This window comes from Sorangium sp. So ce363, from assembly GCF_051520435.1.
Lineage (GTDB): Bacteria > Myxococcota_A > Polyangia > Polyangiales > Polyangiaceae > Sorangium > Sorangium cellulosum_B.
Genome location: NZ_CP150333.1, coordinates 11,378,604 through 11,402,970, shown reverse-complemented (window position 1 = coordinate 11,402,970; position 24,367 = coordinate 11,378,604). Strand labels below are relative to the sequence as shown.

At 69.5% G+C, this 24,367-nt stretch carries 16 protein-coding genes and 3 pseudogenes; 13 read left to right on the top strand and 6 right to left on the bottom strand.

What is annotated here, in order from left to right:
* The first annotated feature begins 65 nt into the window (after window positions 1-65).
* The 4 genes from WMF12_RS42970 (at window position 66) to WMF12_RS42955 (ending at window position 3,756) form a co-directional block, all read left to right on the top strand.
* Window positions 66-245 carry a hypothetical protein gene (locus tag WMF12_RS42970; protein ID WP_437854501.1) on the top strand — a complete coding sequence of 60 codons (180 nt, stop codon included), beginning with the start codon at window positions 66-68 and terminating at the stop codon, window positions 243-245.
* A gap of 334 nt (window positions 246-579) precedes the next feature.
* Window positions 580-2,649 (top strand): hypothetical protein, encoded by a 2,070-nt coding sequence (locus tag WMF12_RS42965; RefSeq protein ID WP_437854500.1) that lies wholly within the window; start codon window positions 580-582, stop codon window positions 2,647-2,649.
* Window positions 2,639-2,767, top strand: coding sequence for a hypothetical protein (locus tag WMF12_RS42960; RefSeq protein ID WP_437854499.1), 129 nt, complete (start codon window positions 2,639-2,641; stop codon window positions 2,765-2,767). The genes WMF12_RS42965 and WMF12_RS42960 overlap by 11 nt, the downstream gene beginning before the upstream one ends.
* A gap of 29 nt (window positions 2,768-2,796) precedes the next feature.
* Window positions 2,797-3,756 carry a hypothetical protein gene (locus WMF12_RS42955; protein WP_437854498.1) on the top strand — a complete coding sequence of 320 codons (960 nt, stop codon included), beginning with the start codon at window positions 2,797-2,799 and terminating at the stop codon, window positions 3,754-3,756.
* Window positions 3,757-3,823: 67 nt separating this feature from the next.
* Here WMF12_RS42955 and WMF12_RS42950 read toward each other — a convergent pair.
* A pseudogene (locus tag WMF12_RS42950) lies at window positions 3,824-4,156 on the bottom strand (ATP-binding protein); the annotation flags it as partial.
* A gap of 15 nt (window positions 4,157-4,171) precedes the next feature.
* Between WMF12_RS42950 and WMF12_RS42945 the strand changes: the two are divergent.
* From WMF12_RS42945 to WMF12_RS42930, 4 genes and pseudogenes are all read left to right on the top strand, one after another.
* Window positions 4,172-4,536: pseudogene (locus WMF12_RS42945) on the top strand (integrase core domain-containing protein); the annotation flags it as partial.
* 36 nt (window positions 4,537-4,572) lie between these two features.
* A pseudogene (locus WMF12_RS42940) lies at window positions 4,573-4,887 on the top strand (transposase); the annotation flags it as partial.
* A gap of 270 nt (window positions 4,888-5,157) precedes the next feature.
* On the top strand, window positions 5,158-8,010 hold the full coding sequence (locus WMF12_RS42935; protein WP_437854497.1) for a TIR domain-containing protein: 2,853 nt from the start codon (window positions 5,158-5,160) through the stop codon (window positions 8,008-8,010).
* 268 nt (window positions 8,011-8,278) lie between these two features.
* Window positions 8,279-9,427, top strand: coding sequence for a nucleoside 2-deoxyribosyltransferase domain-containing protein (locus tag WMF12_RS42930; protein ID WP_437854496.1), 1,149 nt, complete (start codon window positions 8,279-8,281; stop codon window positions 9,425-9,427).
* An 87-nt stretch (window positions 9,428-9,514) separates the two neighbouring features.
* Here the strand turns inward: WMF12_RS42930 and WMF12_RS42925 are convergent, their stop codons facing one another.
* Window positions 9,515-10,189 (bottom strand): RNA polymerase sigma factor, encoded by a 675-nt coding sequence (locus WMF12_RS42925; protein ID WP_437854495.1) that lies wholly within the window; start codon window positions 10,187-10,189, stop codon window positions 9,515-9,517.
* Window positions 10,190-10,301: 112 nt separating this feature from the next.
* Between WMF12_RS42925 and WMF12_RS42920 the strand changes: the two genes are divergently transcribed.
* Complete coding sequence (locus WMF12_RS42920; RefSeq protein WP_437854494.1) at window positions 10,302-11,471, top strand: hypothetical protein; 1,170 nt, start codon at window positions 10,302-10,304, stop codon at window positions 11,469-11,471.
* Between the two features lie 86 nt (window positions 11,472-11,557).
* Here WMF12_RS42920 and WMF12_RS42915 read toward each other — a convergent pair whose 3' ends face one another.
* Window positions 11,558-14,734, bottom strand: coding sequence for an efflux RND transporter permease subunit (locus tag WMF12_RS42915; protein WP_437854493.1), 3,177 nt, complete (start codon window positions 14,732-14,734; stop codon window positions 11,558-11,560).
* A 7-nt stretch (window positions 14,735-14,741) separates the two neighbouring features.
* Window positions 14,742-15,830: an efflux RND transporter periplasmic adaptor subunit gene (locus WMF12_RS42910; RefSeq protein ID WP_437854492.1), complete on the bottom strand. Its 1,089-nt coding sequence runs from the start codon at window positions 15,828-15,830 to the stop codon at window positions 14,742-14,744.
* Between the two features lie 321 nt (window positions 15,831-16,151).
* Between WMF12_RS42910 and WMF12_RS42905 the strand changes: the two genes are divergently transcribed.
* On the top strand, window positions 16,152-16,784 hold the full coding sequence (locus WMF12_RS42905) for a TetR/AcrR family transcriptional regulator (RefSeq protein WP_437854491.1): 633 nt from the start codon (window positions 16,152-16,154) through the stop codon (window positions 16,782-16,784).
* Between the two features lie 33 nt (window positions 16,785-16,817).
* On the opposite strand, the gene WMF12_RS42900 is transcribed toward WMF12_RS42905, so the two are convergent.
* Window positions 16,818-18,212, bottom strand: coding sequence for an MATE family efflux transporter (locus WMF12_RS42900; RefSeq protein ID WP_437854490.1), 1,395 nt, complete (start codon window positions 18,210-18,212; stop codon window positions 16,818-16,820).
* A 286-nt stretch (window positions 18,213-18,498) separates the two neighbouring features.
* Here WMF12_RS42900 and zigA point away from each other — a divergent pair, with 286 nt between their 5' ends.
* Window positions 18,499-19,785: a zinc metallochaperone GTPase ZigA gene (gene zigA / locus WMF12_RS42895; RefSeq protein ID WP_437854489.1), complete on the top strand. Its 1,287-nt coding sequence runs from the start codon at window positions 18,499-18,501 to the stop codon at window positions 19,783-19,785.
* A 97-nt stretch (window positions 19,786-19,882) separates the two neighbouring features.
* Here the strand turns inward: zigA and rpmG are convergent, their stop codons facing one another.
* A complete protein-coding gene (rpmG, locus tag WMF12_RS42890; RefSeq protein WP_437854488.1) occupies window positions 19,883-20,053 on the bottom strand; it encodes a 50S ribosomal protein L33 in 171 nt (56 codons plus the stop codon).
* A 426-nt stretch (window positions 20,054-20,479) separates the two neighbouring features.
* On the opposite strand from rpmG, the gene WMF12_RS42885 reads away from it, so the two are divergent.
* A complete protein-coding gene (locus WMF12_RS42885; protein WP_437854487.1) occupies window positions 20,480-22,951 on the top strand; it encodes an AAA family ATPase in 2,472 nt (823 codons plus the stop codon).
* Window positions 22,948-24,189 carry a hypothetical protein gene (locus WMF12_RS42880; RefSeq protein WP_437854486.1) on the top strand — a complete coding sequence of 414 codons (1,242 nt, stop codon included), beginning with the start codon at window positions 22,948-22,950 and terminating at the stop codon, window positions 24,187-24,189. The genes WMF12_RS42885 and WMF12_RS42880 overlap by 4 nt, the downstream gene beginning before the upstream one ends.
* The last annotated feature ends 178 nt before the right edge of the window (window positions 24,190-24,367 follow it).

Genomic DNA, 24,367 nt, shown 5'->3' with positions numbered 1-24,367 from the left:
ATGCGACAGCGAGCTGTCGGGCGATGGCGGTGCGTGTTATATAATCCGGCGACCCCGAGTATTCAATGGCTCTCATCACGATCCCCGAGCTCGCTCGGCGCGCGGCGCTGCCAATCAAAAAAAAGCGTGCCGGCGCCCACGCAGCTGCCGCGCTGCACATCCTTGAAGCGCAGTACCGCGGCGAGGAGTTCCTGGGGCTCTATCCCTACATCGATCTGACTTGGACGCGCGACACTGACGAGTAAATACTCTGGGCAAATCGGGACGCAGACACGCATATCGAATTCGATTTATGGCTCGACGGCGATGATTTATAGCTGAGAAGAACGCCAGCGGGGCGTGTTGTCCCGCTCCACGGCTGGCGAGCGAGGTCATCCTGCGCCCCCAGCGCGACATCCGAGCAGGGGACGTGCGCCCGATGCGAGGACGTCGACTGCCGGTCGGCGTGACGCGACCGCATCTCCGGGATGCACATCACCCCGCTCCCGAGCGCGAGGGCGCCATGCGCATGCCACAAGCCGTGACCGGGGGTTCCTCAAGTGGCTGCGCGGATGGTAGCGTGCTGAACCACACGGATCGATGCACGTCCCGTCCTCGAGGTCGAGCATGCGCTACGAGCCGCCCCTCCACGTCCACATCGTCTTCGCAGCAGGCAACCCTCACGGCGCAGCGTGGTCCCAGCGGCTCGCACGCTGGTTGACAGGCGATCGTGACGTCTACGCGGTCCCCGAGGCGAACATCCCGGTGTCCGTGTGGTGCGGCCCCGACGATTCCCCGCTGCCCGATATCGCCTGGGGCGAGGCGGCCCGCACGGCGCTCGTGCTCCTCGTCGACGACGCGATGCTCGCGAGCAAGGCCTGGCGCGAATGGGCCGCACGACAAGCCCGCGCCGTGCGCGCGGTCGACCTCCTGCTCACGTGCACGGTGACGCCGAACTTCGCAAATCTCGGTGCGCTCTATTCGGCGAAGCAAGCCATCCGGCTCGACCGGGTGCCTGAGCCCGATCGGGAGAACGACCTCGTGCTGTACGCGACGCACGCGATCGCCCGCTGGTTCGCGAACCGCTCAGGGCCTCCGCGGGCGGTGCAGCTCTTCATCAGCCACTGCAAATTGCCTCATGGCCAGGTGAGCGGCCGGGAGGCCGCGCTTGCGCTCAGGCAGTTCATCGAGGCACGACCGGCGGGAAAGAGCTTCTTCGATGAGGTCGGCATCAGCGCTGGCGATGATTTTGAGTCGGATCTCGCAGCGGGGTTCGAGAACGCGGTCGTCATCGTGCTCCAGACCGATCGCTTCTCGAGCCGTTACTGGTGCGGCTGGGAGGTCATCACCGCGAAGACGCAGAAACGGCCGTTGCTCGTCGTCAACGCACTCGAAGAGGGCGAGCCGTCGAGCCTCGGTTACCTCGGTAAATTGCGAACCATTCGCTGGGACATCTCGACCCCCGAGAAGCTCAGCAATCCGGCGATGCACCGGACGATCGTGGCGAGCGCCCTGCTCGAGCTCCTGCGCAGCGAGCACGACGCCGCGACGATAGAGGCCGTCCGGAGCCACGTGCTGAAGGGCGAGCTTGTCGAGATTTGCTGCCGTTCGCCCGAGCTACCGACATTGCCTGATCGGAGGCCGGACGGGTCGACGTTTTTCCTGTTGCATCCGGATCCGCCCCTGCCCCGGTACGAGATCGCGCTGATCACGCGGCAGCGTCCCGACGTGCGGCTCACGAGCGTGACCCAGGCGCTGGCCGGCTGTCATGCGGGAGGCGCGCCGCTCGCGGGCAAGCGAATGGCCATCTCCATCTCGGATTCCCCGCAGAGCGAGTCGCACATCCTCGATGCCGACGCGCGCGACCGCCTCTGGGTGAAGCTTTCGACGCACCTGCTCGCCGCAGGCGCAGAGCTCGCCTATGGGGGAGATCTTCGCGTGAAGGGGTACACCGAAAAGCTCCTGGATCTCGCGCGGAGCGCCGCGGATGCCGGACGACCGCTGCCCGCCGGCGTCGTGCACTGGTACGCGGCCTGGCCCGTAGCGGCAGCGCTCGACGTCGGCGCACGCGCGAAGATCCCGCCGGCCTTCGAGCTGCACGAAGAGCTGCGGCCGAAGGAACTCGACCCGGCGCGGTTCCCGGGGCCCCCTCCGCCGAACGATCTCGTGCCCGAGCACCACTTCGCGTGGGCGTTGAGCATGCGCGACACACGTCTCCGCATGGCGAAGGAGTGCCACGCGCGGATCCTCGTCGGCGGGCAGCTGCGTGGCGTTTCACCCTGGCCGGGGTTGCTCGAGGAGCTCGAGACCTTCGTCGGCAAGCCCATCTACCTCATCGGCGCCTTCGGAGGAATGGCGCGGGCGCTCATCGAGGCGCTCCATGACAAGAACCCTGCCGCGCTCACGCAAGCCTTCCAGGACGAGAACGGAACGCGCGCGTTGCTGCGAGAATATTATACGTCCCGCGCCGGAACAGCGGGCTTCGAGGACGTGCCCCCAATCGATCTGCCTGGCCGCGTTGGAAGGCTCAATGCGCTCGGCGTCCGCGGGCTCGACAACGGGCTCACGGACGAGGAGAACGAGCGGCTTTTCGTCACGCGCGACACGACCGAGATGATCGCGCTCGTCCTGAAGGGGCTTCGGACCAAGCTGGCGCCTGATGAGCAGTAGCGGCCCGCAAGCTGAGCACCAGGTCGACCGGCTCGTGCAGCGTCGCTGCGTGGTCGACGGCGCCGAGCGTGACCTCGTGGCCGCGTTTGTCGTCGCTGCGTCCTTCGCCGCCTGGTAGTTTCGGAGACCGGACGCCTGGAGGTAGAAATGAGCGGGACCTGGGCTGGGCTTGCGCGTTCGTTTCACTTCGTCTCGGCCACAGACCTCCTCCGCGGCGAGCGCTTCGAGCACTTCCAGTCGCGGCGAGACCGGGGCGGCCGGCTCGACTTCGTCGAGCCTCCGCTGTGCCTGCTTTTCGTCTCTCACCGCTGGGAGACGGTCGAGGATCCCGACCCGCGGCAGCGCCAGTTCCGCGCGCTGCGCCGGTTCCTCGAGCTCGTCGTGCCGTGCGTCCGCGCCTGCCTGGTGCCCCCCGACAAGCGCGCGGAGCACCTCCCCTCGCTCGACACCGAGGGCACGGTGCAGGCCCTCGACGCGGCCTTCCGGATCCTCGAGCTCGAGCCGCTGGAGCCCGCGTTCGTGCCCGCGGAGACGCGGCGCTCCGAGGCGACCACGGCGGCGAGCAAGCTCGGGCTCGAGACGCCTGCCTTCGCCGAGTGGCTCACGAGCCGGATCGCGGTCTGGATCGACTACACGTGCGTGCCGCAGCCACCGCGGGGCGATGACGAGACGTCCTACCTGCTGGAGACGCTGCGGCGGCTTCCGGACCTGATGCGCGCTTCGACGCTCCTCGCGCTGCGATATGCCGGGGACGACTATGGCTCGCGCGGGTGGTGCGCGACGGAGTCGTTCCTGGCCAGCCCGGGTCCGAGCGGGCGTAGCTTCGCGCGCAACCTGTTCATCGACATCGACGCACTTCTCGAGGAGCGGCCCCTCTACATGCCTTCCGGCGTGAGGACGGACAGCCGGCCGGGATCCGAGGAAGCTGCGATCATGCAGGAGAGCTTTGACCTCGCCATCCGCGCCGTGACGCAGGCGCGAGACCTTCTTATGGCCGATCCTCTGCCGTACATCCGGAGCTCGCCGCCTCGCATGTGGTCCGAGTACGTGAGCTTGCTGTCGGTGCGGGTACCGCCCATCGTGATCACGCAGATCGCGCGATCGTGATCACCGCGATCGCGCATCGTGATCGCCCTCGGAGCGAAGCGACGCTGGTCCGTCGGGGGTCTGGGGTTCAGGTCTCTGTGATCTCCGTGGTCTCCTTGCCTTTGCGGCGCGAGGGGCCCTTCAGCGCGACGCGGTGGGCGTTGTGGACGATGCGGTCGAGGACGGCGTCGGCGATTGTCGGATCTCCCAGGTGATCGTGCCACTTTCCGACGGGAATCTGGCTGGTGATGACCGTCGATCGCAGGCCATGGCGGTCCTCGAAGACCTCGAGCAGGTCGCGGCGCTCCTGGTCCTTGAGCGGCGCGAGCCCCCAGTCGTCGAGCACGAGCACGTCGATCTTGGCCAGCCGCCCCAGCAGGCGCGTGTACATCCCGTCGGCGTGCGCGAGGGCGAGTTCTTCAGCAGGCGCGGCACTTCTTTCAGCCGCCCTCGCGTCAGCGACGACAACGCCTACGCCGAGGCCCTTTTCCGAACCCTCAAGTACCGGCCCGAGTACCCACGCCGCCCGTTTGCCACCGTGGAGCAGGCACGCCACTGGGTCGAGCGCTTCGTCGCGTGGTACAACGGCGAGCACCTGCACAGCAGCATCCGCTTCGTCACGCCCGACGACCGACACCGGGGCGCGACGGCGCGCTGCTCGCCGCCCGCCATGCCCTCTATTAGCGGGCTCGCCGCAGGACGCCCTTGCGCTGGACTGGCCAGACTCGCAACTGGACGCCCATCGGTCCCGCGACCCTCAACCCCGACGCTCACGAGGCTCAAGCACTCATGAGGATGTGACCAGGTCAACGGCCAACTGTCTTGACACCCCCCGCCCTCAACCGCAAGCAGATCGCGGCGCTCGTCGGGGTTGCTCCCTTCAACAACGACAGCGGCAGAGAATACGGCCGCCGCAGCATCTGGGGCGGCCGGGCAGCCGTGCGCTCCGTGCTCTACATGGCCGCGGTCGTCACCAAGACCCACAACCCCGTCATCGCCGCCCTCTACGGCCGGCTCACTGCACGGGGCAAGACGTCGAAGGTCGCCCTCGTGGCTTGCATGCGCAAGCTCCTGACCATGCTCAACGCGATGCTGCGTGACCAGTGCGCGTGGAGCCCGCCACTTCTCGCCCACCCGGGAGAAATGGCTTGACGAGGGAAACACCTGCTATCCTATGGCACTGGACAGCATTTGGGCCTTGCGGCGCAGAGCCAATCCGTGAGACCTTCCGTGAGGGAGACCACAAGATGCGACGGGCTAGATAAACCTGGTACGGCGGCTTCGGCTGACCAATCGACTTATAGTTGTGCTGACGAACATTTTCCGCCGGAACGAGGATGAGCGAGGTCCCAGTCACCTCCCTCGAACCGGTTACCCAGCTTGGCACCATGGCTCAGTTGTCTTTCCGGAAAATCTGGCGATATGACGAGCACGATGACTCCCGAACGTTCCGCGCGAGAACCCCCGCCCCTAGTCTACGATGGCTTCATCTCGTACAGTCACACCGATGATCGGCAGCTCGCGTCGGCAGTTCAGGCTTCGCTTCAGCGTTATGCGCGTCGCTGGTACCGTACGCGGGCACTCCGGATTTACCGCGACGAGACGAACTTGCAAGCGACGCCGGGGTTGTGGCAAACGATCGTCGCTGCGCTCGAAAGATCGCGCTACTTCCTCCTGATGGCTTCGCCCAAGGCAGCGTCATCTCCTTGGGTCGGCAAGGAACTTCGTTGGTGGCTGAAGAATTGCGATCCGTCGAGGATCTTCGTCGTCCTGACCTACGGCGAGATCGTATGGGATCAGGAGCAGTCCGATTTCGACTGGTCTCGCACCACGGCCATCCCGCGAGTTGCGGAGCGGGCCTTCAAGGCCGAGCCACTTTACATCGATCTGCGCTGGGCTCGTGCTGACGCGCATCTCTCCTTATCTCATTCCGAGTTCCGCCGGACGATCGCGAAACTGGCAGCTCCCCTGCACGGCCTGGACCTCGATGAAATGGAAGGCGAAGAGGTTCGGCAGCACCGGAACACCGTGTGGATCGTGCGGACGACGGTCATCGTCCTCATTGCCCTCGCCGTCACGTCTACGGTGTTCTGGCGCAACTCAGTTCGCTATGCGCAGATCGCGACCCAGGAGCGCGACGCTGCACAAAGGGAGACTGCGTCGCTGTATCTCGAGCGGGCCATCTCAGCGGCAAGCCAGAGCGACTGGAATGCCGCGGCCGTATTCTTCTCCACCGCCAGAACCTTCAACGACTCCGAGCAGGCGAGCTGGGGAGCTGGAATCGCCGAGTCGCTGATATTCGAGCCGATCGTCAAGCTGCGTGCGCCGTCCGCACTCTTTCACGTCGCAGGACCGACGATCGGCGGGCACTTTTCGGTAACGAGGCAGTTGGGCATCGGCGTGAGCCTCTGGGATTTGGACACAGCGAGAGAGATCTCCATGCTGCAAACGAGCCAGGAATTTGCCTATTCCTGCTCGGTGTCGATGGACGGAGCCTTGTTGGCATCGGCGACAAAAAGTGGTGCCGTTATCGTATGGGACGTCAGGTCAGGCAAGGAAACCCACCGATGGCGTGTCCCTGCGGACTACATCGACGTCGAGATTTCCCACGACTGGCCGGTGGTGACGTTCTCGCCTGACGGGCACCTTCTCGCTGCCGCCGTCGGGCTGGTGGCCCATGTTTTCGACCTGGAGCAAGATCGGGAGATCAAGCAACTCAAGGACTCCGAGCACATACGCATGATGTCCTTCGCGCCTGACGCGAGGTCCCTGGCTCTCGGCAGCATGTCCGGCCTCCGCCTGTGGAACGTGATCGAGGAAAGTGCGGAGGCTTCGTCGGTCCTGGATCCACGGCCGGTGACCGCAGTGCAGTTCTCCCCGGATGGCGGGGTCGTCGCTGCCGCAGGGCTCGACCACGTCATCCGCATATGGAACGCGCGAACACGAGTACCGGCGACGCACCTGCGCGGACACGATGCACCCATCGTCTCTCTCTCGTTCTCTCCCGATGGAAGCTACATCGCGTCGGCGAGCGAGGACTGGACGGTTGGGGTCTGGGACGTCCGCGGCGGCGTCATGGCGCGCCTTACCGGTCACACGGGGCCCGTTTCGTCGGTTCTATGGTTCGACACATCTAAGGGACCTCGAATTGTCTCCACGGGTATGGACGGTATTCTGCTCGAGTGGGCACCTCGCCTGCAGCGAGCTGATAGCCTGATAGCGGCCGAGCACGCGCCCACACGCCTGGCATTCTCCAGCGACGGCCACATACTCGCGACCGCGGGGCGCACCATCAAACTATGGGATGTGGATTCGCGGCGCGAGATCAAGGAGTTGCGGCCCGAGGACGGTCATCGTGTGGCGCGGCTCGCCTTTCTGGCAAAGGACACCAAGCTGCTCAGCGCTGAGATGGAAAACGGGGTCGCGCTCTGGGATCCCGCGAGTGTGAAGGTCGTGCAGCGCTGGAGTTACCCGGGATGGGTCGAAGCGGTGGCGGTCGCCCCAGACGGGCGGACAATCGCTTGGGGTGGCACCGCGTCAGATGGGGCATGGGACAGCCCAGCGCATCTCTTCGATCTCGCATCGGGCTTCGAGTTGGCTCCGCTCCGCGGCCACGTTGGAAAAATAAACGATATGGCATTCTCGCCAGACGGAAACACACTCGCGACCGCCTGCGCTGATGGCTCGGTTCGATTGTGGGACTACCGGAACGCGCGCGCCATCAAGACGTTCCGCCACGACGACGAGGTATTTGCCGTGACCTTCTCAGCAAGCGGGAAACATCTGGCCACGGCGGTGCGAGACAGGACGGTCCAAGTCTGGGACGTGGCGACTGAGAAGCGCGAGCACGAATTTCGCCTGGAACAATGGCCACAGTCGGTGTCGTTCTCTCCTGGTGGGCATCTGCTGGCGACCGGCGACGCCGGCGGGACGCTGCACGTATGGGATTTGTCGCGCAAGGATGCGCTCCTGCGTTTGCGCAATTTCGGGACGTACGTGTTTTCCGCCGGCTTTGCGCCCACGGGGATGGTCCTAGCTGCCAGTGACGCCGAGCGTGTGCACCTCTTCACGACGTCTCGTGACGCCCCGTTGGACCAGCAGCAGCGGATCCTGAGAGCAGTGCGCGTAGTCGTCGAGGGAGCGCGGCTCGCAACGGCGGAGCCCGTGCTTATTTCCCCTCCGGCATCGGACGCCGGCCTTCCCCACATCGAGGCCGTGCCGATCGAGCAAGTGATCAAGGAGCTCGAACAGGAGCTGGATGGATCCAAAGATTGATTCACGGCTGTGCTTGCTTGTCTCCTTGGTGGGATTTCATGGGGAAACCCAGCCCGAGAGCATGGCGACGCCATAACGCGCGGCGCTCCGGCCAGCGGGTCTCTGGCGTTCTGCTGAGGCCCCTGGACCTGCGGGACGTCGCGGGCGTACCACGGCGCTGAGGCGCTGACGACTCACCTGTTTGACCTACGCGCCGCGGCGGAAGAGCAGGTCCGTCCGCCCACGGTTAGCGTTCGCCTGAGCCACGTGGCACGGCTATGATCGACGCATGGACGTCGTCCGCACAGGTCAACCGTTCCCCGACGCAGTAACCCGCGCCATCTTCCTGGCCGGACCGGCGCCGAGCGACGCGCGCAGCCCGTCGTGGCGCAGCGAGGCGCTCCGCCTCCTCGCGGAACGGGGCTATGACGGCACCGTCTTCGTCCCCGAGCCAGGCGACGACATGGCGCCCAGCCCCGACGGCGATCCACGCGCCTGGGAACAGGAGGGCTTGCGGCGCGCAGACTGCATCCTGTTCTGGGTCCCGCGCCGGCTCGACACGGCGTCGACGCTCATCACCCATGTCGATCTCGGCGCCTGGCTCCACTCCGGAAAAGTGGTCCTCGGCGCCCCCGACGATCCCAAGCTCCACTATCTCCGGCAGCTCACCGATGGCGCGCAGGTCATCCCTGCGCCGACGCTGGCGGCGGCCGTGGACGGCGCCCTCGCCCGTGTCGGCGCTGGCGCGGCGCGGCGGCAAGGGGAGTGTCAGGTCCCCGCGGATATCTTCCGCACACCGGCCTTTCAGGCCTGGTACGGCGCGCAGCAGGCGGCGGGAAATACCCTAACCGGCGCCACCGTAAAGTGGGTCTTCCGGGTGGGCGCTCGGCAGCAGATCCTGTACTACGCGCTTCTTGTGGACATCGTGGTCGCCGCCGAGAAGCGTCACAAGAAGAACGAGGTCGTCCTGGCGCGACCGGACGTCGGCGCGGTGGTGCTCCACCACCGCGGGGCCAGGCCGCGCGATACGCGGGTGGCGCTGATACGTGAGTTTCGCAGCCCCGCAGCCACGGCGGACGGCTACGTGCGCGAGTGTCCGGGAGGATCGTCGTTCGAGGTGACCGACGATATGCGGCGCGTTGCGCTCGACGAGGTGCGCGAAGAGGTCGGCTTGCAACTCGATGCGTCGCGCGTGCGCGTCGTGGGAACACGCCAGCTCGCGGCCACGACGTCCTCTCACCGGGCGCACGTCGTCTCCGCAGAGCTCACCGCCCCCGAGCTTGACGTGCTGTGCGCCGCCGCTGAGGCGGTGCACGGAGCGGACGCTGACGAGCGCACCACGGTCGAGATCTGGACCCTGGACGACCTGCTGCAGAAGCCCGCCGTCGATTGGAGCACGCTCGGCATGATCATGGCGGCCCTCGCTGCCGGCGATTAGGCAAGGACTCGGACGGAGGCGTTCCCTCTCCGACGTTTCCATCGCTCATGGGGCAGGGCACCCGCCCGGACCCCGCTCCAGGAGCGGTCAGCCCGCTCCGCCGTGCCCGTGCCCGCAGCCTCGCTTCGGCTCGGGCTCGCCCTTCGACGGCGGCGGGGGCACCGGGCCGCACGTGCAGTCGAGGCACCCGTGCTCCGCGCAGCTCCCGCACGACGCGACCACCTGCTTGCGGAGGGCCTCGCGCGCGCGGAAGAGGCGCACCGCCGCGTTGTTCGCGGTGATCGACGCCTCCTCGGCGAAGGCCTGCACCGAGAGGCCGTCGACCTCCACGCGCTGGATCGCGGCGGCGTACTCGGGCTTCAGCGTGCCGGCCAGCGCCCGGACGCACTGGCAGACCGCGCGGTGCTCCACCTCGGGCTGGGCCGCCTCGTCGAGCTCGGCGGCCAGCGCGGCCATCGCCCGCTCCGACGCGCCCTTCCGCCGGAAATGGTCGACCACGGCGTTTCGGAGGGTCCGATAGAACCACGCCGTGGCCGACTCCTCGTCGCGCAGGCTGTCGATGCGCCCTATGCCCCGCACGAAGGCGTCCTGCAGGATGTCCTCGGCGATGGCGCGATTGCCCACCTTCCGTTCCAGGAAGCGCAGAAACTCGCGGTGACTCTCGACGAGAGCCGCGACCGCCCCCGCCGCCCGCGCGTCCTCGGCGCCTCCCCTCGCCTGCTCCGCGCCCTCCGGGCTTCGCTCTGGCTCGCGCTCGCTCATGACGCACCAGGCTACCCACGAGGGCCGCCCTCCGCCACCGCGCCACGGCACAAAGCGATGGCCGGCGTGACCGGTCGGGTCAGAATGTCCTCCTCTTCACCGGGAGGCTTGAATGACGCTTCAGAGGGTGCTCGTCCTGGCCAGCGTGGGGCTCCTGCCGGCCTGTTCAGGGGCAGATGCCGACGCCCCGCTGGCGTCCACGCCGCGCTGTAGTGCATCGCCGGAGTGCGCCGCCACGCCCGACATGCCGCTGTGCGACCAGGCGCTCGGCGCGTGCGTCGAGCTGCCGCCGGGATCTCCGATCGGCGTGAAGGATGGCAGTCCGTCCTCGGTCGCGCTCGTGTCCGTCTTCGAGCCGAACCGGCAGCGCGAGCCGACCGACCTCGCCTTCAACCCGGAGCGGCCCGAGGAGCTCTGGGTCGTCAACCGCAAGGACGACAGCATGATCATCATCACGAGGCCCGGCGCGCCGGACGGCTCGTGGGTCCGCCTCCGCGACCCCGCCGCGGCGCACTTCATGGACCAGCCGCCCGCGATCGCCTTCGGCCACCCAGGCACGTTCGGGGTCTGCGGCGACAACGACAACGGCGGCAACTACTTCATGGGCCCGTCGCTCTTCTCCTCGGATCTCTCGATCTTCGCCACGGAGACGCCCGACGGCCTCGGGTCGCACCTCGACATGCTCCACTCGAGCTCCTTCTGCAAGGGCATCGCGCACGAGCAGGCCAACGTCTACTGGGTCTTCAACGGCAACGACAAGGCGCTCGACCGGTACGACTTCGCCCACGATCACGGCCCCGGCCACGACGACCACTCCGACGGCGAGATCTACCGCTATGCCGCCGGCGAGGTGCTCGGGGTCGAGGCCACGTCGAGCCATATCTTCTACAGCGCCAAGGAAGAGCGCCTCTACGTCGCCGACACCGGCCACAAGCGGCTGCTCAAGCTGGATCCGACGAGCGGCGTGCCCGGCGCGAGCTTCGACGGGCAAGAGCCGGTCAAGGTGCGCAGGCACATGGACGGCGCCACGCTCACCGAGTTCGTCCCCCCGGGGACGCTCGAGGCCCCGAGCGGCCTCGAGGTCCACGAGGACCTCGTCTACGTCACGGATCACGCGACCAGCAGGATCTATGCGTTCGACACCGCGGGGCAGGTGGTCCGCACCCTGGACACGGGCCTGCCCGCGGGCTCGCTCGCGGGGATCACCTTCGGGCCGGACGGCAAGCTCTACCTCGTCGACACGCTGACGAGCCGGGTCTACCGCATCGATCCGATCCTCTGAGGCGGCCGATCGCGCGCGGCGCGCCGCGCGCCGGCCGTGAGGGCCTCGGCAGCGCGGCGCGCCTGCGCCCCTACGCCCCTACTCCATTACTCTCCGCCCGCCGGCGCGCTCGCTTCCGGCCCGCCGAGCAGCGCGTCCAGCTCGGCCTCGCCCTTGTCCTCCGCCGCCCTGCGCCGGCGGCGGCGGAGCCACTCGGCCGCGTCGTCGAAGAGCGAGTACGCCACCGGCACCGCGAGCAGCGTGAGGACCAGGGAGAGCGACTGGCCGCCGAGCACGATGGCCCCCGTCGTCCGGTTCTGGCCCGAGCCGACCCCGTGCGAGAGCACGAGCGGGATCATGCCGGCCACAAAGGCGATCGTCGTCATGAGGATCGGGCGGAGCCGGTCCTTGTTCGCCTGCAGGATCGCCTGGAGCCGCGGCATCCCCTCCGCGCGCAGGTGGTTCGTGTGATCGATCTGGAGGATCGCGTTCTTCTTCACCACGCCGAAGAGGACGAGCAGCCCGAGCCCGGAGAAGAGGTTCAGCGACTGGCCGAAGAGCTTGAGCGAGAGCAGCGCGAAGGGCACCGTGAGCGGCAGCGAGAGCAGGATCGTGATCGGGTGGAGCCACGACTCGAACTGCGCCGCGAGGATGAGGTACATGAACACGAACGCGAGCCCGATGACGACGACGAAGCTCGCCGCCGTGCTCGCCGTGTTCTTGGAGCTGCCCACGGGCTGCGCGGAGTAGCCCGCCGGCATCCGCTGCTCGGCGATGATCCTGTCGAGCGCCGCCTGCACCGCCGAGTCGCCGACGCCGGGGGCGGCGTTCGCGCTGATCGTGATCTGCCGGCGCCGGCCGAGGCGGCCGATCGACGAGGGGCCGCTGTCGGGCTCCATCGTGACCACGCTGTGGAGCGGGACGGCGCCGTGCTTGGACGACGGCACCGTGAGGAACGCGAGGCTCTCGGCGTCGGCGCGGTGCTTCGCGTCGGCGCGCACGCGGACGTCGTACTGCTCGCCGGCCTCCGAGTACGTCGACACCTTGAGCCCGCCGACGAAGAGCTGGAGCGCGCCGGCCACGTCGGCCACCTGGACGCCGAGATCCGCGGCGCGGTCGCGGTCGATGGTCGCGCGGAGCTCGGGCTTGCCCACGACGAGGCTGTTGTCGACGTCCACGGCGCCGGGGACCTTCCGCAGCTCCTCGGTGATGCGCGCCGCGTACTCGCCCAGCCGGTCGAGATCCGGCCCCTGGATCGCCACCTGGATCCTGGCCGAGGACTGGCCGCCGGACGAGATCGCCTGCACCTCGCCGGCCGTGACGCGCAGCTCCTTCGGCAGCTTCGCGAGGATCTCCTCGCGCACCCGCTGCATGATCGCGAGCTGCCCGAGCGCGCGCTGCTCCGGGTCGACGAGCATCACGTAGACCTTCGCGACGTTCGCGGCCTGCTGCTCGCCCTCCCCCACGGTCAGGAGGGTCCGGGTGACGCCCGGGAGCCGGCGCACGTCGCCGGCGATCCGCTCGGCGATGAGGCGGGTCGAGGTGAGGCTCGTCCCCTCGGGCGCGCGCATGTTGATCTCGAACTGCGCCTGATCGTCCTCCGGGAGGAAGCCGGCGGGCAGCGTCTTCGCGATGGGCGCGCACGAGCCGAGCGCGACCGCCGAGGCGACGACGATCACCCAGCGACGCTTCATCACCCATGAGAGCGCGGCCATGTAGGCGCGCTCGATCGGCCGGTAGAACACGTCGACGGCGCGCTCGAGGATCGAGGGCCGCGCCGGCGCGGCGTCATGCGCGTTGCGCGCGTGCCCCGAGAGCCACCGCGCGGCGAGCGAGGGCGTGAGGGAGAAGCTGACGATCAGCGAGACCCCGATCGCGAACGCCATCGTGAGGCCGAAGCTCTTGAGGAAGCGCCCCACGATCCCGGGCATGAACGCGACCGGGATGAAGACCGCCATGAGCGACAGCGTGGTCGCCAGCACCGCGAGGCCGATCTCCTTCGTCGCGAGCACGGCGGCCGGGAACGGCTTCATGCCCTTCTCGTCGATGTACCGGACGATGTTCTCGAGCACGACGATGGCGTCGTCGATGACGATGCCCACGGCGAGCGCGAGCGCGAGCAGCGTGAGGAAATTCAGCGTGAACCCGGCGATCCACATCACCGCGAACGTGCCGACGACCGAGATCGGGATCGCGAGGGCCGCGATGAGCGTGCTGCGGGCGTTGCCGAGGAAGAGGAGCACCACCGCCGCGGCGAGGAGGGCGCCGAGCACGAGGTGCTCCTTCACGGCGGCGATGCCCGTGCGGATCACGCGCGAACCGTCGCGCACGACCTCGATCTTCGTCCCCTCGGGCAGCGAGCGCTGCACCTCGTCGAGGCGCGCCTTCACGGCGTCGACGACGGCGACGGTGTTCTGGCCCGACTGCTTGACCACCGACAGGAGGACGGTGCGCCGCTCGTCGAGCTGGGCCCAGGTCTTCTCCTCCGCGCGGCCGTCCTCGACGCGGGCGACGTCCGAGAGGCGCACGGCGTGGCCGTCCTGCTCCCGGAGGACGATGCGCCCGAGGGCCTCGGGCGACTCGACGCGCCCCATCACGCGGAGCGTGAGGTCCTCGGGGCCGGTCTCGACGCTGCCGCCCGGCGTCATCAGGTTCTGCGCCGCGATCGCCCGCTGCACCTCGGCCGCGGTGATCCCCTGCGCCCGCAGGGCGATCGGGTCGAGCCAGACGTTGATCTGCCGGCTCTGCGCGCCGATCAGGCTGACCTGGCCGACGCCGGAGATGCTCTCGATCTGCCGGCGCACCCTCTTGTCGACGATCTCGCTGAGCTCGCGGATCGGCTGATCGGACGCGACGGAGACGAGCAGCACCGGGGCCGCGCCAAGGTCGATCCTGCTCACGATCGGCGGATCGACGCCCTTGGGCAGGCTGGGCAGGACGACGCTTATCTTGTCGCGCACCTCCTGGGCCGCGACGTCGGCGTCCTTCTCCAGCACGAAGCCGACGACGACCTGGCTCACGCCCTGGGTCGACGTCGAGCGCAGGTCCTCGATGCCGCTGATGGTGTTCACCGCGCCCTCGATCCGGTCGGAGATCTCGGCCTCGACCTCCTCGGGCGCGGCGCCGTCGAGGCGCGTCGTGACGACGACGTACGGGACGTCGATGTCGGGGAACTGGTCGAGGCCGAGCCGGGTGTAGCCGGCGACGCCGAGGACCACGATGACGAGCATGAGGACCGACGCGAAGACGGGCCTCTTGACGCAGACGCGAGCGAGCCACTGCATGACGACCTCACTCCACGGCTTGGCCGTTCTGGAGCGCCTCGGACGGGTTGATGACGATCGCTTCCCCTGCGCGGACGCCGCGGAGGACGGCCACGGCGTCGCCCTTCTCCACGCCGGTCTGCACGACGCGCTCCTCGAGCCTATGGTCGACGACGGCGAACAGGTGCGCGCGCCCGTCCCGCGGGACGATGGCGGATCTCGGCACCACCGGGCTCGGCGCTTCGGCCGTGGCGAGCGCGACGGACGCGAACATGCCCGGCCGCAGCGCGCCGTCGGGGTCCTGCACCTCGGCCTCGGCGACGAGATCGCGCGTGGTCTCGCGGACCGCGGCGCCTACCCAGCGCACCGTGCCCGCGAACGACCGCCCCGGGTACGCCGGCACGGTGAACGTCAGCGCGCCGCCGGCCTTGACGGCCGCGAGGCTCGCCTCGGGCACGGTGAACCGGAGGCGCGGCGCGCCCTTCGAGACGAGCGCGACGACCCGGGAGTCCTGGCGGACGTACTCGCCGACGTCGACGAAGCGCTCGGCGACCACCCCGTCGAACGGCGCGCGGATCTGGCCGTCGCCGACGCTCTGCGCGGCGGCGCGGGCGCGGGCGGAGGCGGCCGCGACCGAGAGCGGGGCGCTCCGGCACTGGTCGGCGATCCGGTCGTGCTCGACGCCGGAGATCGCGCCGCTCTCGAGCAGCGCCCTGTAGCGCTCGCACTCGCGCTTCGCCGTCTCTTCCTGGGCGCGCGTCAGCGCGGCGTTCGCCTGCGCCTCCGCGGCGGAGAGCGCGGCGGCGCGGACGTCGAGGCGCGCGAGCAGGTCGCCCTTCTTCACCTCGGCGCCGCGCTCGACGAACGTCTCCACCACGCGGCCGACCGCGTTGGCGGCGAGATCGGTCTCCCGATCCCCGCGCAGCGTGCCGGTGAGCGCGATGCTGCGCGGCATGGGCTGCTCGCGCACCTCCGCTGTCTCGACGCGGGCCTTGGGCCCGTTCGTCTCGGCGGCGGTGGAGGCGCTGGCCCTGGTCCCGCAGCCCGCCGCTGCGGCGGCGAGCGCGAGGAGCAGGAGGAGGCTTCGGGCGCGGCCTTTCGTCGTGGTGTGGCTCAAGGGTCCCTCGGGGCAGCGTCGGTCGCGGAGCGGCCTGATGCGGGCGGAGCACGGCCCTCGGCGGAGCACGGCGCCACGCGCGTCGGCGCACGCGCCGGTGCGCTGCGCCGTCCGCTCGTTCCCCCGTCGCCCAGCCTCCGACCTCACCGCTCGGGCGCGCCGGCGCCCAGGCGATCGCAACCGACAGTTGCGATGGGTATAACACGGCCGAAGCCGACCGCAACCATCGGTTGCGATGATCGCAACGAAAAGGTGCGATAGCCGGCCACGCCGTGAAATTGGGCTGGCGTGTGCCGCGCGGCGGAACTTCAATGGCGGCCGATGCAGGCGACGACGGCGAAGCGCACGGCGAAGCGGGGCTCCGCGAAGGCGCGCGCGCTCGTGCGCGGCGAGCCCGTCGTGCGGGGCATCCTCGCCGCCACGCTGGAGGAGCTCGCCAGCGCGGGGTATCGCGCGCTCCGGATCGAGGACGTGGCGACGCGCGCGGGGGTCAACAAGACCACCGTCTACCGGCGCTGGCCGACGAAGGAGGACCTCGTGCGGGCCGCGCTCCTGTCGGTCACGGACGAGAAGATCATCCCGCCGAACACGGGCTCGCTCCGTGGAGATCTCGTCGCGCTCGGGCGCGCGATCATCGAGATCCAGACGTCGCCGGTGGGGCAGAGCCTCTTTCACGTGTTCCTGTCGGAGGGGCCCGACTCGGAGCTCATGACCATCGCCCGCTCGCTGCGCGCGGTCCAGGAGGCAGGGCTGCGGGCCATCATCGAGGCCGCGGTCGCGCGCGGCGAGCTCGCGCCGAGCGCGGATCCGCTGCTGCCTTGCGAGCTGCTCGCGGCCTATCTCCGGCACCGGATGCTGGCGGAACGCACGGTCGTGGACGAGGCCCAGCTCGCTCACGTGGTCGACGTGATCCTCCTCGGCGTGCTGCGCCCGGACAGGCGGAAGCGGGCCTGAGCCGCGGGGGCGCGGGGCGGCGCCGGGCGCGGGTCAGACGGCGAGGGACTTCCAGCGGCCGCGCGCGAAGGCGACGGCGAGGAGGGCGCTGCGGCAGATCCAGTCGGCGGTGCTCCCCATCCAGACGCCGACGAGCCCGTGGCCGAGGGTCACCGCGAACAGCCACGTCCCGCCGAGCCGGACGAGCAGCGAGCAGACCAGCGTGACGGCGAGCACGGTCCGGGTGTCGCCGGCGCCGCGGAGCCCCATCCCCATGACCGTGGCGAACGCCATGAACGGCTGCGCCACGGCGGCCACGGGGAGCGCGCGCTCTCCGAGGGCGAGGAGCGCGGGGTCGCTGGAGAACGCGAGCAGGAGCGGGCGCGGAACGAGCGCGAACAGGACGCCGAACGCGGAGAGGGCGACGATGGCCATGAGGGCCGCGACGAGCCCCACGCGCGCCGCGTCGCGGGGGCTGCGCGCGCCGAGGCGCTGCGCCATGAGCGCCCCGGCGGCGATGCCGAACCCTTCGGCGGAGAGGAAGCAGACCGACTCGACGGCGATGAGCGCCTGGTTCGCGGCCATCGCGGTGGCGCCGAGCAGCCCGATGATCGCGACGAACCCCATGTAGCCGGCGTGGTAGGCGGAGCGCTCGGCGAACGCCGGCAGCGCGACCCGGAGGACCCGCGCGAGCGCCGCGGCGTTCGCCCGCGGGGCGGCGCCCGGCGCTGACCGGAGGGGCAGCGGGCTCGATCGCGACAGGAGCGCCGCGGTGAGCAGCAGCGCCTCGGTCGCCATGGTGCACGCGACGCCGACGGCCGCGCCGCGCACGCCGAGCGCGGGCAGCCCGAGGTGGCCGAAGATCAGGACGGCGCTGATCGCCACGTTGACGAGGTTGCCGAGGGTGGCCACGGCGAGCGGCGTCCTCGTGTCGCCGACGCCCTGCAGCGCCGCCGCGGCGGTGGCCTCGACGAACGCGAACGGGAGCGCCGGCAGCACGATCCCGAGGTACGCGGCCGCCTGCTCGATGACCGCCCCGCCGGCGTGCGGGAAGAGCGCGCGGAGCAGCGGGCCGCAGGCGACGAACAGCGGCAGCGCGATCGCCGCCCCGAGGGCGAGGGCGAAGAGGAGCGAGGCGCGCGCCGCGGCGGCGGCCGCGGCGCGATCGCCGCCGCCCACGCTGCGCGCGACGACGGCGAGCGTGCCGGCGGAGGTGGCGCTGAAGACGGAGACGATGGTCCACGTGAGCGTCCCGCAGATCTGCATCGAGGCGAGCGCGGTCGTGGAGTAGCGACCGACCATGCCGCGCCCGACGAGGAAGACCAGCGTCAGGAGCAGCATGTGCGTGATCGCGGGCCAGGCGAGCCGCCAGACCTGCCCCGCCAGCACGGCCCACTCCCGCGCCGCGGGAGCGGCGCGCTGGGCCGTCGGGGAGCCTGTCGCGGCCACGCGGCTACCGTAGCGCCGAGCCGGCGCCCGTCGAGGCGAGCGACCAGGCGGCACGGCGGCCCGCGCTGGGCGCGGCGATCGGGTCGGTCTCGGCGCGCGGGTCGGCGGCGCGCCGGCCCGCGCGTGAGGTGTCCGGCGTACCTCTCGGCGACAGAGGATATTTTATTGTAAATGCAATCAAGTTGCTTTAAAGCGAGCGCACGCCAGACCGGGGCCCGGCCGATCGCGCCGTAGCCGCGGGTTCGCCTTGTTCACCCCACGCCGCGCGCGCGGCAGGCGTACCCGCATGCGCTGGAGCGCGCCGGCGCTGGCGAGAGAGGACCTCGACGTGACGCAAAAGCTTCCTGTGACCGTGCTGTCCGGCTTCCTGGGCGCCGGCAAGACCACGCTGCTGAACCATGTCCTCGCGAACCGCGATTCGCTGCGCGTCGCGGTGATCGTCAACGACATGAGCGAGGTCAACGTCGACGCCGCGCTCGTGCGGGGCGGGGGCGCGGCGCTGCGCCGCGTGGAGGAGCGGCTCGTCGAGATGTCGAACGGCTGCATCTGCTGCACGCTCCGGGAGGACCTTCTGATCGAGGTGGCTCGCCTGGCGGCCGAGGGGCGCTTCGACTACCTGCTGATCGAGTCGACGGGCATCTCGGAGCCGCTCCCGGTCGCCGAGACGTTCACCTTCGACGATCCGGCGACGGGCAAGAGCCTCTCGGAGGTCGCCCGGCTCGACACGCTGGTCACCGTCGTCGACGCGCAGCGGTTCCTCGCCGACTGGACGAGCGCCGACGACCTGCGCGCGCGCGAGGCCGCGCTGGACGGCGACGACGAGCGCACGGTCGCGGATCTGCTCGTCGAGCAGATCGAGTTCGCGAACGTGCTCGTGCTCAACAAGACGGATCTCGTGAGCGATGACGAGGTCGAGCGGCTCACGGCGATGCTGCTGCACCTGAACCCCGGCGCCCGGATCGTCAGGGCCTGCCGCGGCCGGGTCGATCCTCGGGAGATCCTCGGCACCGGGCGCTTCGATTTCGAGGAAGCGGCGCGCTCGCCCGGCTGGATGCGGGAGCTGCGCGGAGAGCACGTCCCCGAGACCGAGGAGTACGGGATCGAGAGCTTCGTCTACTCCGCGGAGCGCCCGATGCACCCGGAGCGGCTCTGGGCCTTCCTCCACGGGGCGGCCGCCTGGGATGGAGTGCTCCGCTCCAAGGGGTTCTTCTGGCTGGCGACGCGCATGGACATCACAGGCGCCTGGTCGCAGGCGGGCGGCGCCGCCTCGTTCGAGGCGGCCGGCCTCTGGTACGCCGCCTTGCCGGAGGAGGAGCGGCCGGAGGACGACCGGCCGGCCGCCGCGTGGCATCCGGTCTGGGGGGACCGGCGGCAGGAGATCGTCTTCATCGGCGTCGACATGGCCCGAGAGGAGCTCACGCGCGGGCTCGACGCCTGCTTGCTCACGCCGGACGAGATGGCCGCGGGGCCGTCTGCCTGGAGCCGGTTCCAGGATCCCTTCCCGGCGTGGGAGGACGCGAGTGAGCCGGATGAACAGGAGCGCGAGGCCGAGCCGGCGCAGCTCCTGTCCTGAGACGCTCCCTACAGGCCGGCTGACGCGGCCTCGGCGGGGCGCGCTGCTGCGCGGCGCGGCCACGCTGGCTGCATGGCCGCGAGCTGTGGAGTCGCGACTACTTGCCTCCTCCCTTCGAGATCTTCCCTTCCGTGAAGACCACATGTTTGCGGGCGATCGGATCGTACTTCTTCATCTGCATCTTCTCCGTCATCGTCCGTTTGTTCTTCGTCGTGTAGTAGCAGTAACCCGTTTCTGCAGACGAGACGAGCTTGATGATATCGCGCACGAGGTGCCCTCCTTGACAATCGGCGTCAGGTCGCGTTCCGCGGCAGCGGCGCCGGATCGGCATGACCTGCTGGATGCGACACCACTAGCGCCGCCTGGCCATTGATGCAACTTGATTGCATAAGTGGCGCTCCTCATGACATCTTGTTCCATGCGGCTTCGTCGCGGCATGCCGGCTCATGCCCGGGACCGGCTCGGGCATGGCGCGGGCGGGGTCCCCGACCAGGGCTCGGGGGCGCTGCGCGCCGGAGCGCGCCTCCACCAGTTGGGTCCGTTCACCGTCGGGCTGCTCAAGGGCGTTCAGCATGGAGGTGTAGCAACGAGGCTGACAGCAACCCTGGATCTGTGTAGATTTCTCCATCGTGCCCCCGCTCTCGACAAGCGCTGACGCTCTCGTGCACCTCGTCCGGCCAGGAGGAAACGCGCGATGCGCTCCGAAGCGCCCCTGATGGCCTCTGGAACGACGCACCCGCCCACCGCGGCGACCACCGATCGCCCCGATGCCAACCGCATCGCCCTGCGCGCGTTGCGATCCCTCCTCGACGCCGCGGCGCCGATGGATCTCACCGTCGAGGCAAGGCCCGTCCAGGTCGCGGTCGAGCGCCTCCCGGCTGCACCGTGGCCAGCGCGAGGGCTGGAGGGGCTCGACCAGGCCGTGGACGGGCCGTTGCCCCGCGCCGTGCGCCTGCGCTGCACCTGGCCGGGCGGCAGCACCGAGTTGCTCTTCAGCGTGGCCTGGTGGCAGACGATGGGCGCTTACCGGCACCTCGTGGGCATCAAGGTCAACGTCGTGTCGACCAACCGCGAGATCCTGTGGACCACGGTGGCGCTCCGGCTGCGCGATCGGCTGGACGGCGAGGTCGTGCCCGTTCCGGCCGCGTTCTCGACGTCGCGGCGGAGGGACGAGGACTCCGAGGAGGCGTTTCGCCAGCGGAGCCTGCCCTTGAAAGGCGCCGTCGAGCGCGCCGGATTGCCCCTCGTATCGCCCTGGAACATGGAGGCCTTCGCCGTTCGCTTGCCCGATGGCGAGGTCGTCCCCTCGCCCGAGGAGGGCTTTCGACGCCTCGCGCACCTCGCCTTGCTCAAGCTGCCCTTCTTCCTTCGCGACGGCGAGGGAGGCATCGAAGGCGAACCCCTGTTCGACCTCGCCGCGCTCGCCCTCGCGAACGGCGAGCCCCCGGCGGGCCCCGCCGTCGCGGAGGTCGTCGAGCCCGCGCGTAGGCCCTCTGCCGATGCGCGGCGCGATGGTGTCTGGCCGCTGCCGGGAGGGGTCCGACACTACAAGCAGACGCTCGACACGCTCCTCTCGGAGCTGCGCGATCGCCGGTTACCGGAGGCGGAGTTCTTCGCGCTGCTGCGCGATCGGTACGAGGTCACGGGCGACACGGCACGGCAAGGCTACGTCAATCTGCTCCTCTACCTGGGCCTCGTGAGGCTCTCCGACGATCGCCTCGAGCTCACGCCCGGAGGGGAGTCGTATCTGGAGAACCCGCGGCCACAAGCGCTCTTCGAGCGACTTCACGAGACCTACACCGGATTCCTCGAAGTGCTGGTCATCGCGAACGCCCTGGGCCGGATGGACACGACCAACGCGAGGAACCTGTTGACGGAGCTCCTCGAGAAGGACTGGAGAACCAGCAACCAGGTATCCTTCCGTCGAAACTGGCTCCTGTCGCTCGGGGCCACGGAGCGTCAGGGCGACGGGGACGCCCTGACGGATCTCGGCCGGCAGATCCTCGCCGATCACGCGACAGAAGAAGCCCGCATTCGGACGCGGCTCGACGAGCTGCTCGCCGATCGCAGCATCCTCAGTGCCAGCGCCGTGACCGGAGACGACGTGGACGAAGACCTGGTGACCCCGCCAGGGACGACCATTCCCGCCCCGCCCGAGCCGCACGCGAGCACGGCTCCATCGGCCTGGTTCGATGAGACCCTCGATCTGACGACCGAGCTCGCCGGTCCCTTCGCGTCCGATCTCGAGCTCCCGGCCGGCCTGCTTGCCCAGGCCTGCGCTGCCCTCTCGGCAGGCAAGCACCTGCTCCTCGTCGGCCCGCCCGGCACGGGCAAGACGCAGCTCGCCCAGGCGCTCGCGAGGGCCGCCGCGAATGACGGCTATTGCACGGGCGCCTTCGTGGCCACGGCGTCGGCCGACTGGACCACGTTCGACACGATCGGCGGCTATGCGCTGCAGCAGAACAGCGCCTTGACCTTCCGGCCGGGGGTGTTCCTCCGCGCGGTCGAGCGATATCAGTGGCTGGTGATCGACGAGCTGAACCGGGCCGACGTCGATCGCGCCTTCGGTGAGCTGATGACGGTCCTGTCGGGGCACTCCATCGATACCGCCCTGCTCGGCGAGGACGGCAGGACCATATCGATCGGGCCACACGAGTCCCACACCTACCGCGTGTCGCCGACGTTCCGGGTGATCGCGACCATGAACACCTGGGACAAGACGTCGCTCTTCCGCCTGTCCTACGCTGTGCAGCGGCGCTTCGCGATGATCCACGTCGACGCCCCCGACGACGCGACCTATGCGCGTCTGCTCGAGGCGCACGCCCGCCGCGAGGGCGTCGCGCCGCCGCTGGCCGAGGGCGCCCTCGGGCCGCTCACGCGGCTGTTCAGCACAGCAAGCCTGCTCGCCCACCGCGCGATCGGCCCCGCCGTGGCGCTCGACATGGTGCACTACATGCGGCGCCGACAGGCCTCTGGAGATGGGCTCGCGGAGGCCATGGCCATGTACCTCTTGCCGCAGCTCGAGGGGCTACCGCAGGAGCCGGCGGCGAAGGTGCTCCGGGCCCTTCTTTCGAGCCTCACGGGCTGGACGTCAGCAGAGGCAGTGGTCCGGCTGCGGCGTCGTTATGAGGAGCTCTTCCCGCACCAGACCTTCGGCGAGGTATGAGCGACGGCGGCTGGGAGGCGTTCGTCCGCGCCCATTTTCCGGGCTATCTGTTGCCGAGCTCGCGGGTCGAGGCCATCGCGGTCGAGGAGGCGGCGCGGTTCCTCGCGCGGATCACGGGGAGGAACCATGAGCTCGCCTTGCTCCGCGCGGTGAGCACGGTGGCGCCGCGGATCGCCGAGCTGCGCGCGTTCGCCATGCAGCTCCTGCCCGACCTCGCCCGGAACCTGCCTTCCCGGGCCGACATCACGACGCGCGACTGGCGAGGCGGCTTTCAGGGCCGGCTCGACGTCCGGCGGACTTCCTATCAACAGGCCAGCGGGGATCGTTCGCGCTACGTGACGCAAGCGCGGGACCCGAGCTTCGCCCTGCCGGAGAACATCCTCGTGCGGGCGGTGGCCGAGCGGCTGCTCCGGCTCTTGATCGACCTGCGCAAGGCGGACGTACTCGCGAAGCACGGGTGGGGTGCTGACGCGCAGGGAGCCGAGGGCGAGTTAAGGCGCATCTTGAGCGCGACGGCGCTGCGTGAGGTGCCCTCGGAGCCGATCACCCCGCAGCACGAGCTCGGCGCGCAGGGGGCGGCGCACCGCGGCTATGGCGCAGCGCTCACGTGGCACAAGGCGCTGCGGCAGGGCCTCGACGCGACCGAGGCGAACGCCATCGCCACCATGCTCGCCGAGGGCGCGCTGACGCCCATCGAGGAGCACACACGCTTCGAGATCGCCGTGGTGATCCGGCTCCTGCAGGCGCTGTGGAGCAAGCTCGAGGCAGCCCAGGGGGCGAAGGGCGAGCGCTTCGAGTTCCATCGGTCCCTCGTGCACGCGAATCGCGACGAAGTGGCGTCGTTCGAGCGAGGCGACGGCGCGCGCGTGCAGGTCTATTACAATCAATGTCACCTCGACCCAGGCCCGCGTGACGATGGGGCAAAGTACTATATGGGCGGGCGCGCTGGACGTCTGCGGCCCGATATCACCGTGGTGGTCGAGAAAGATGGGCAGCGGCGGGCCGCGGTGGTCGAGATCAAGCTGACCGAGAATGCGAGCTACGTCCTCCAGGGCTTTCACGAAGCCATCGTGTATCGATGGGAATACGCTGGGGCGCTGCGGGGGTGGCCGAAGGCGATCCTGGTGACGTCGGCGGATGTGCCGGGGGCGGTGCGGCCGGGGGATGATGTGATCGCGGTGGGGTGGAGCAAGTGGGTGCCGGAGACAGTGGTGGAGGGGCTCCTGGAGGGGGTGTGACGCAGAGCGTCCACCGACATTTCGATCGAGGTCGCGCCCCCGAACGCAGCCCTCTCGGGAGGGAGCGACCATGTTAGCTTCGCCCATCTAGGATGCTGGACGAATCCATCGCCTCGTTTCTCCCGTCCTGGCTCGTGCGCCTCGACGCACCCCCCTCGAGCCGTGACCCTCTGGGCCT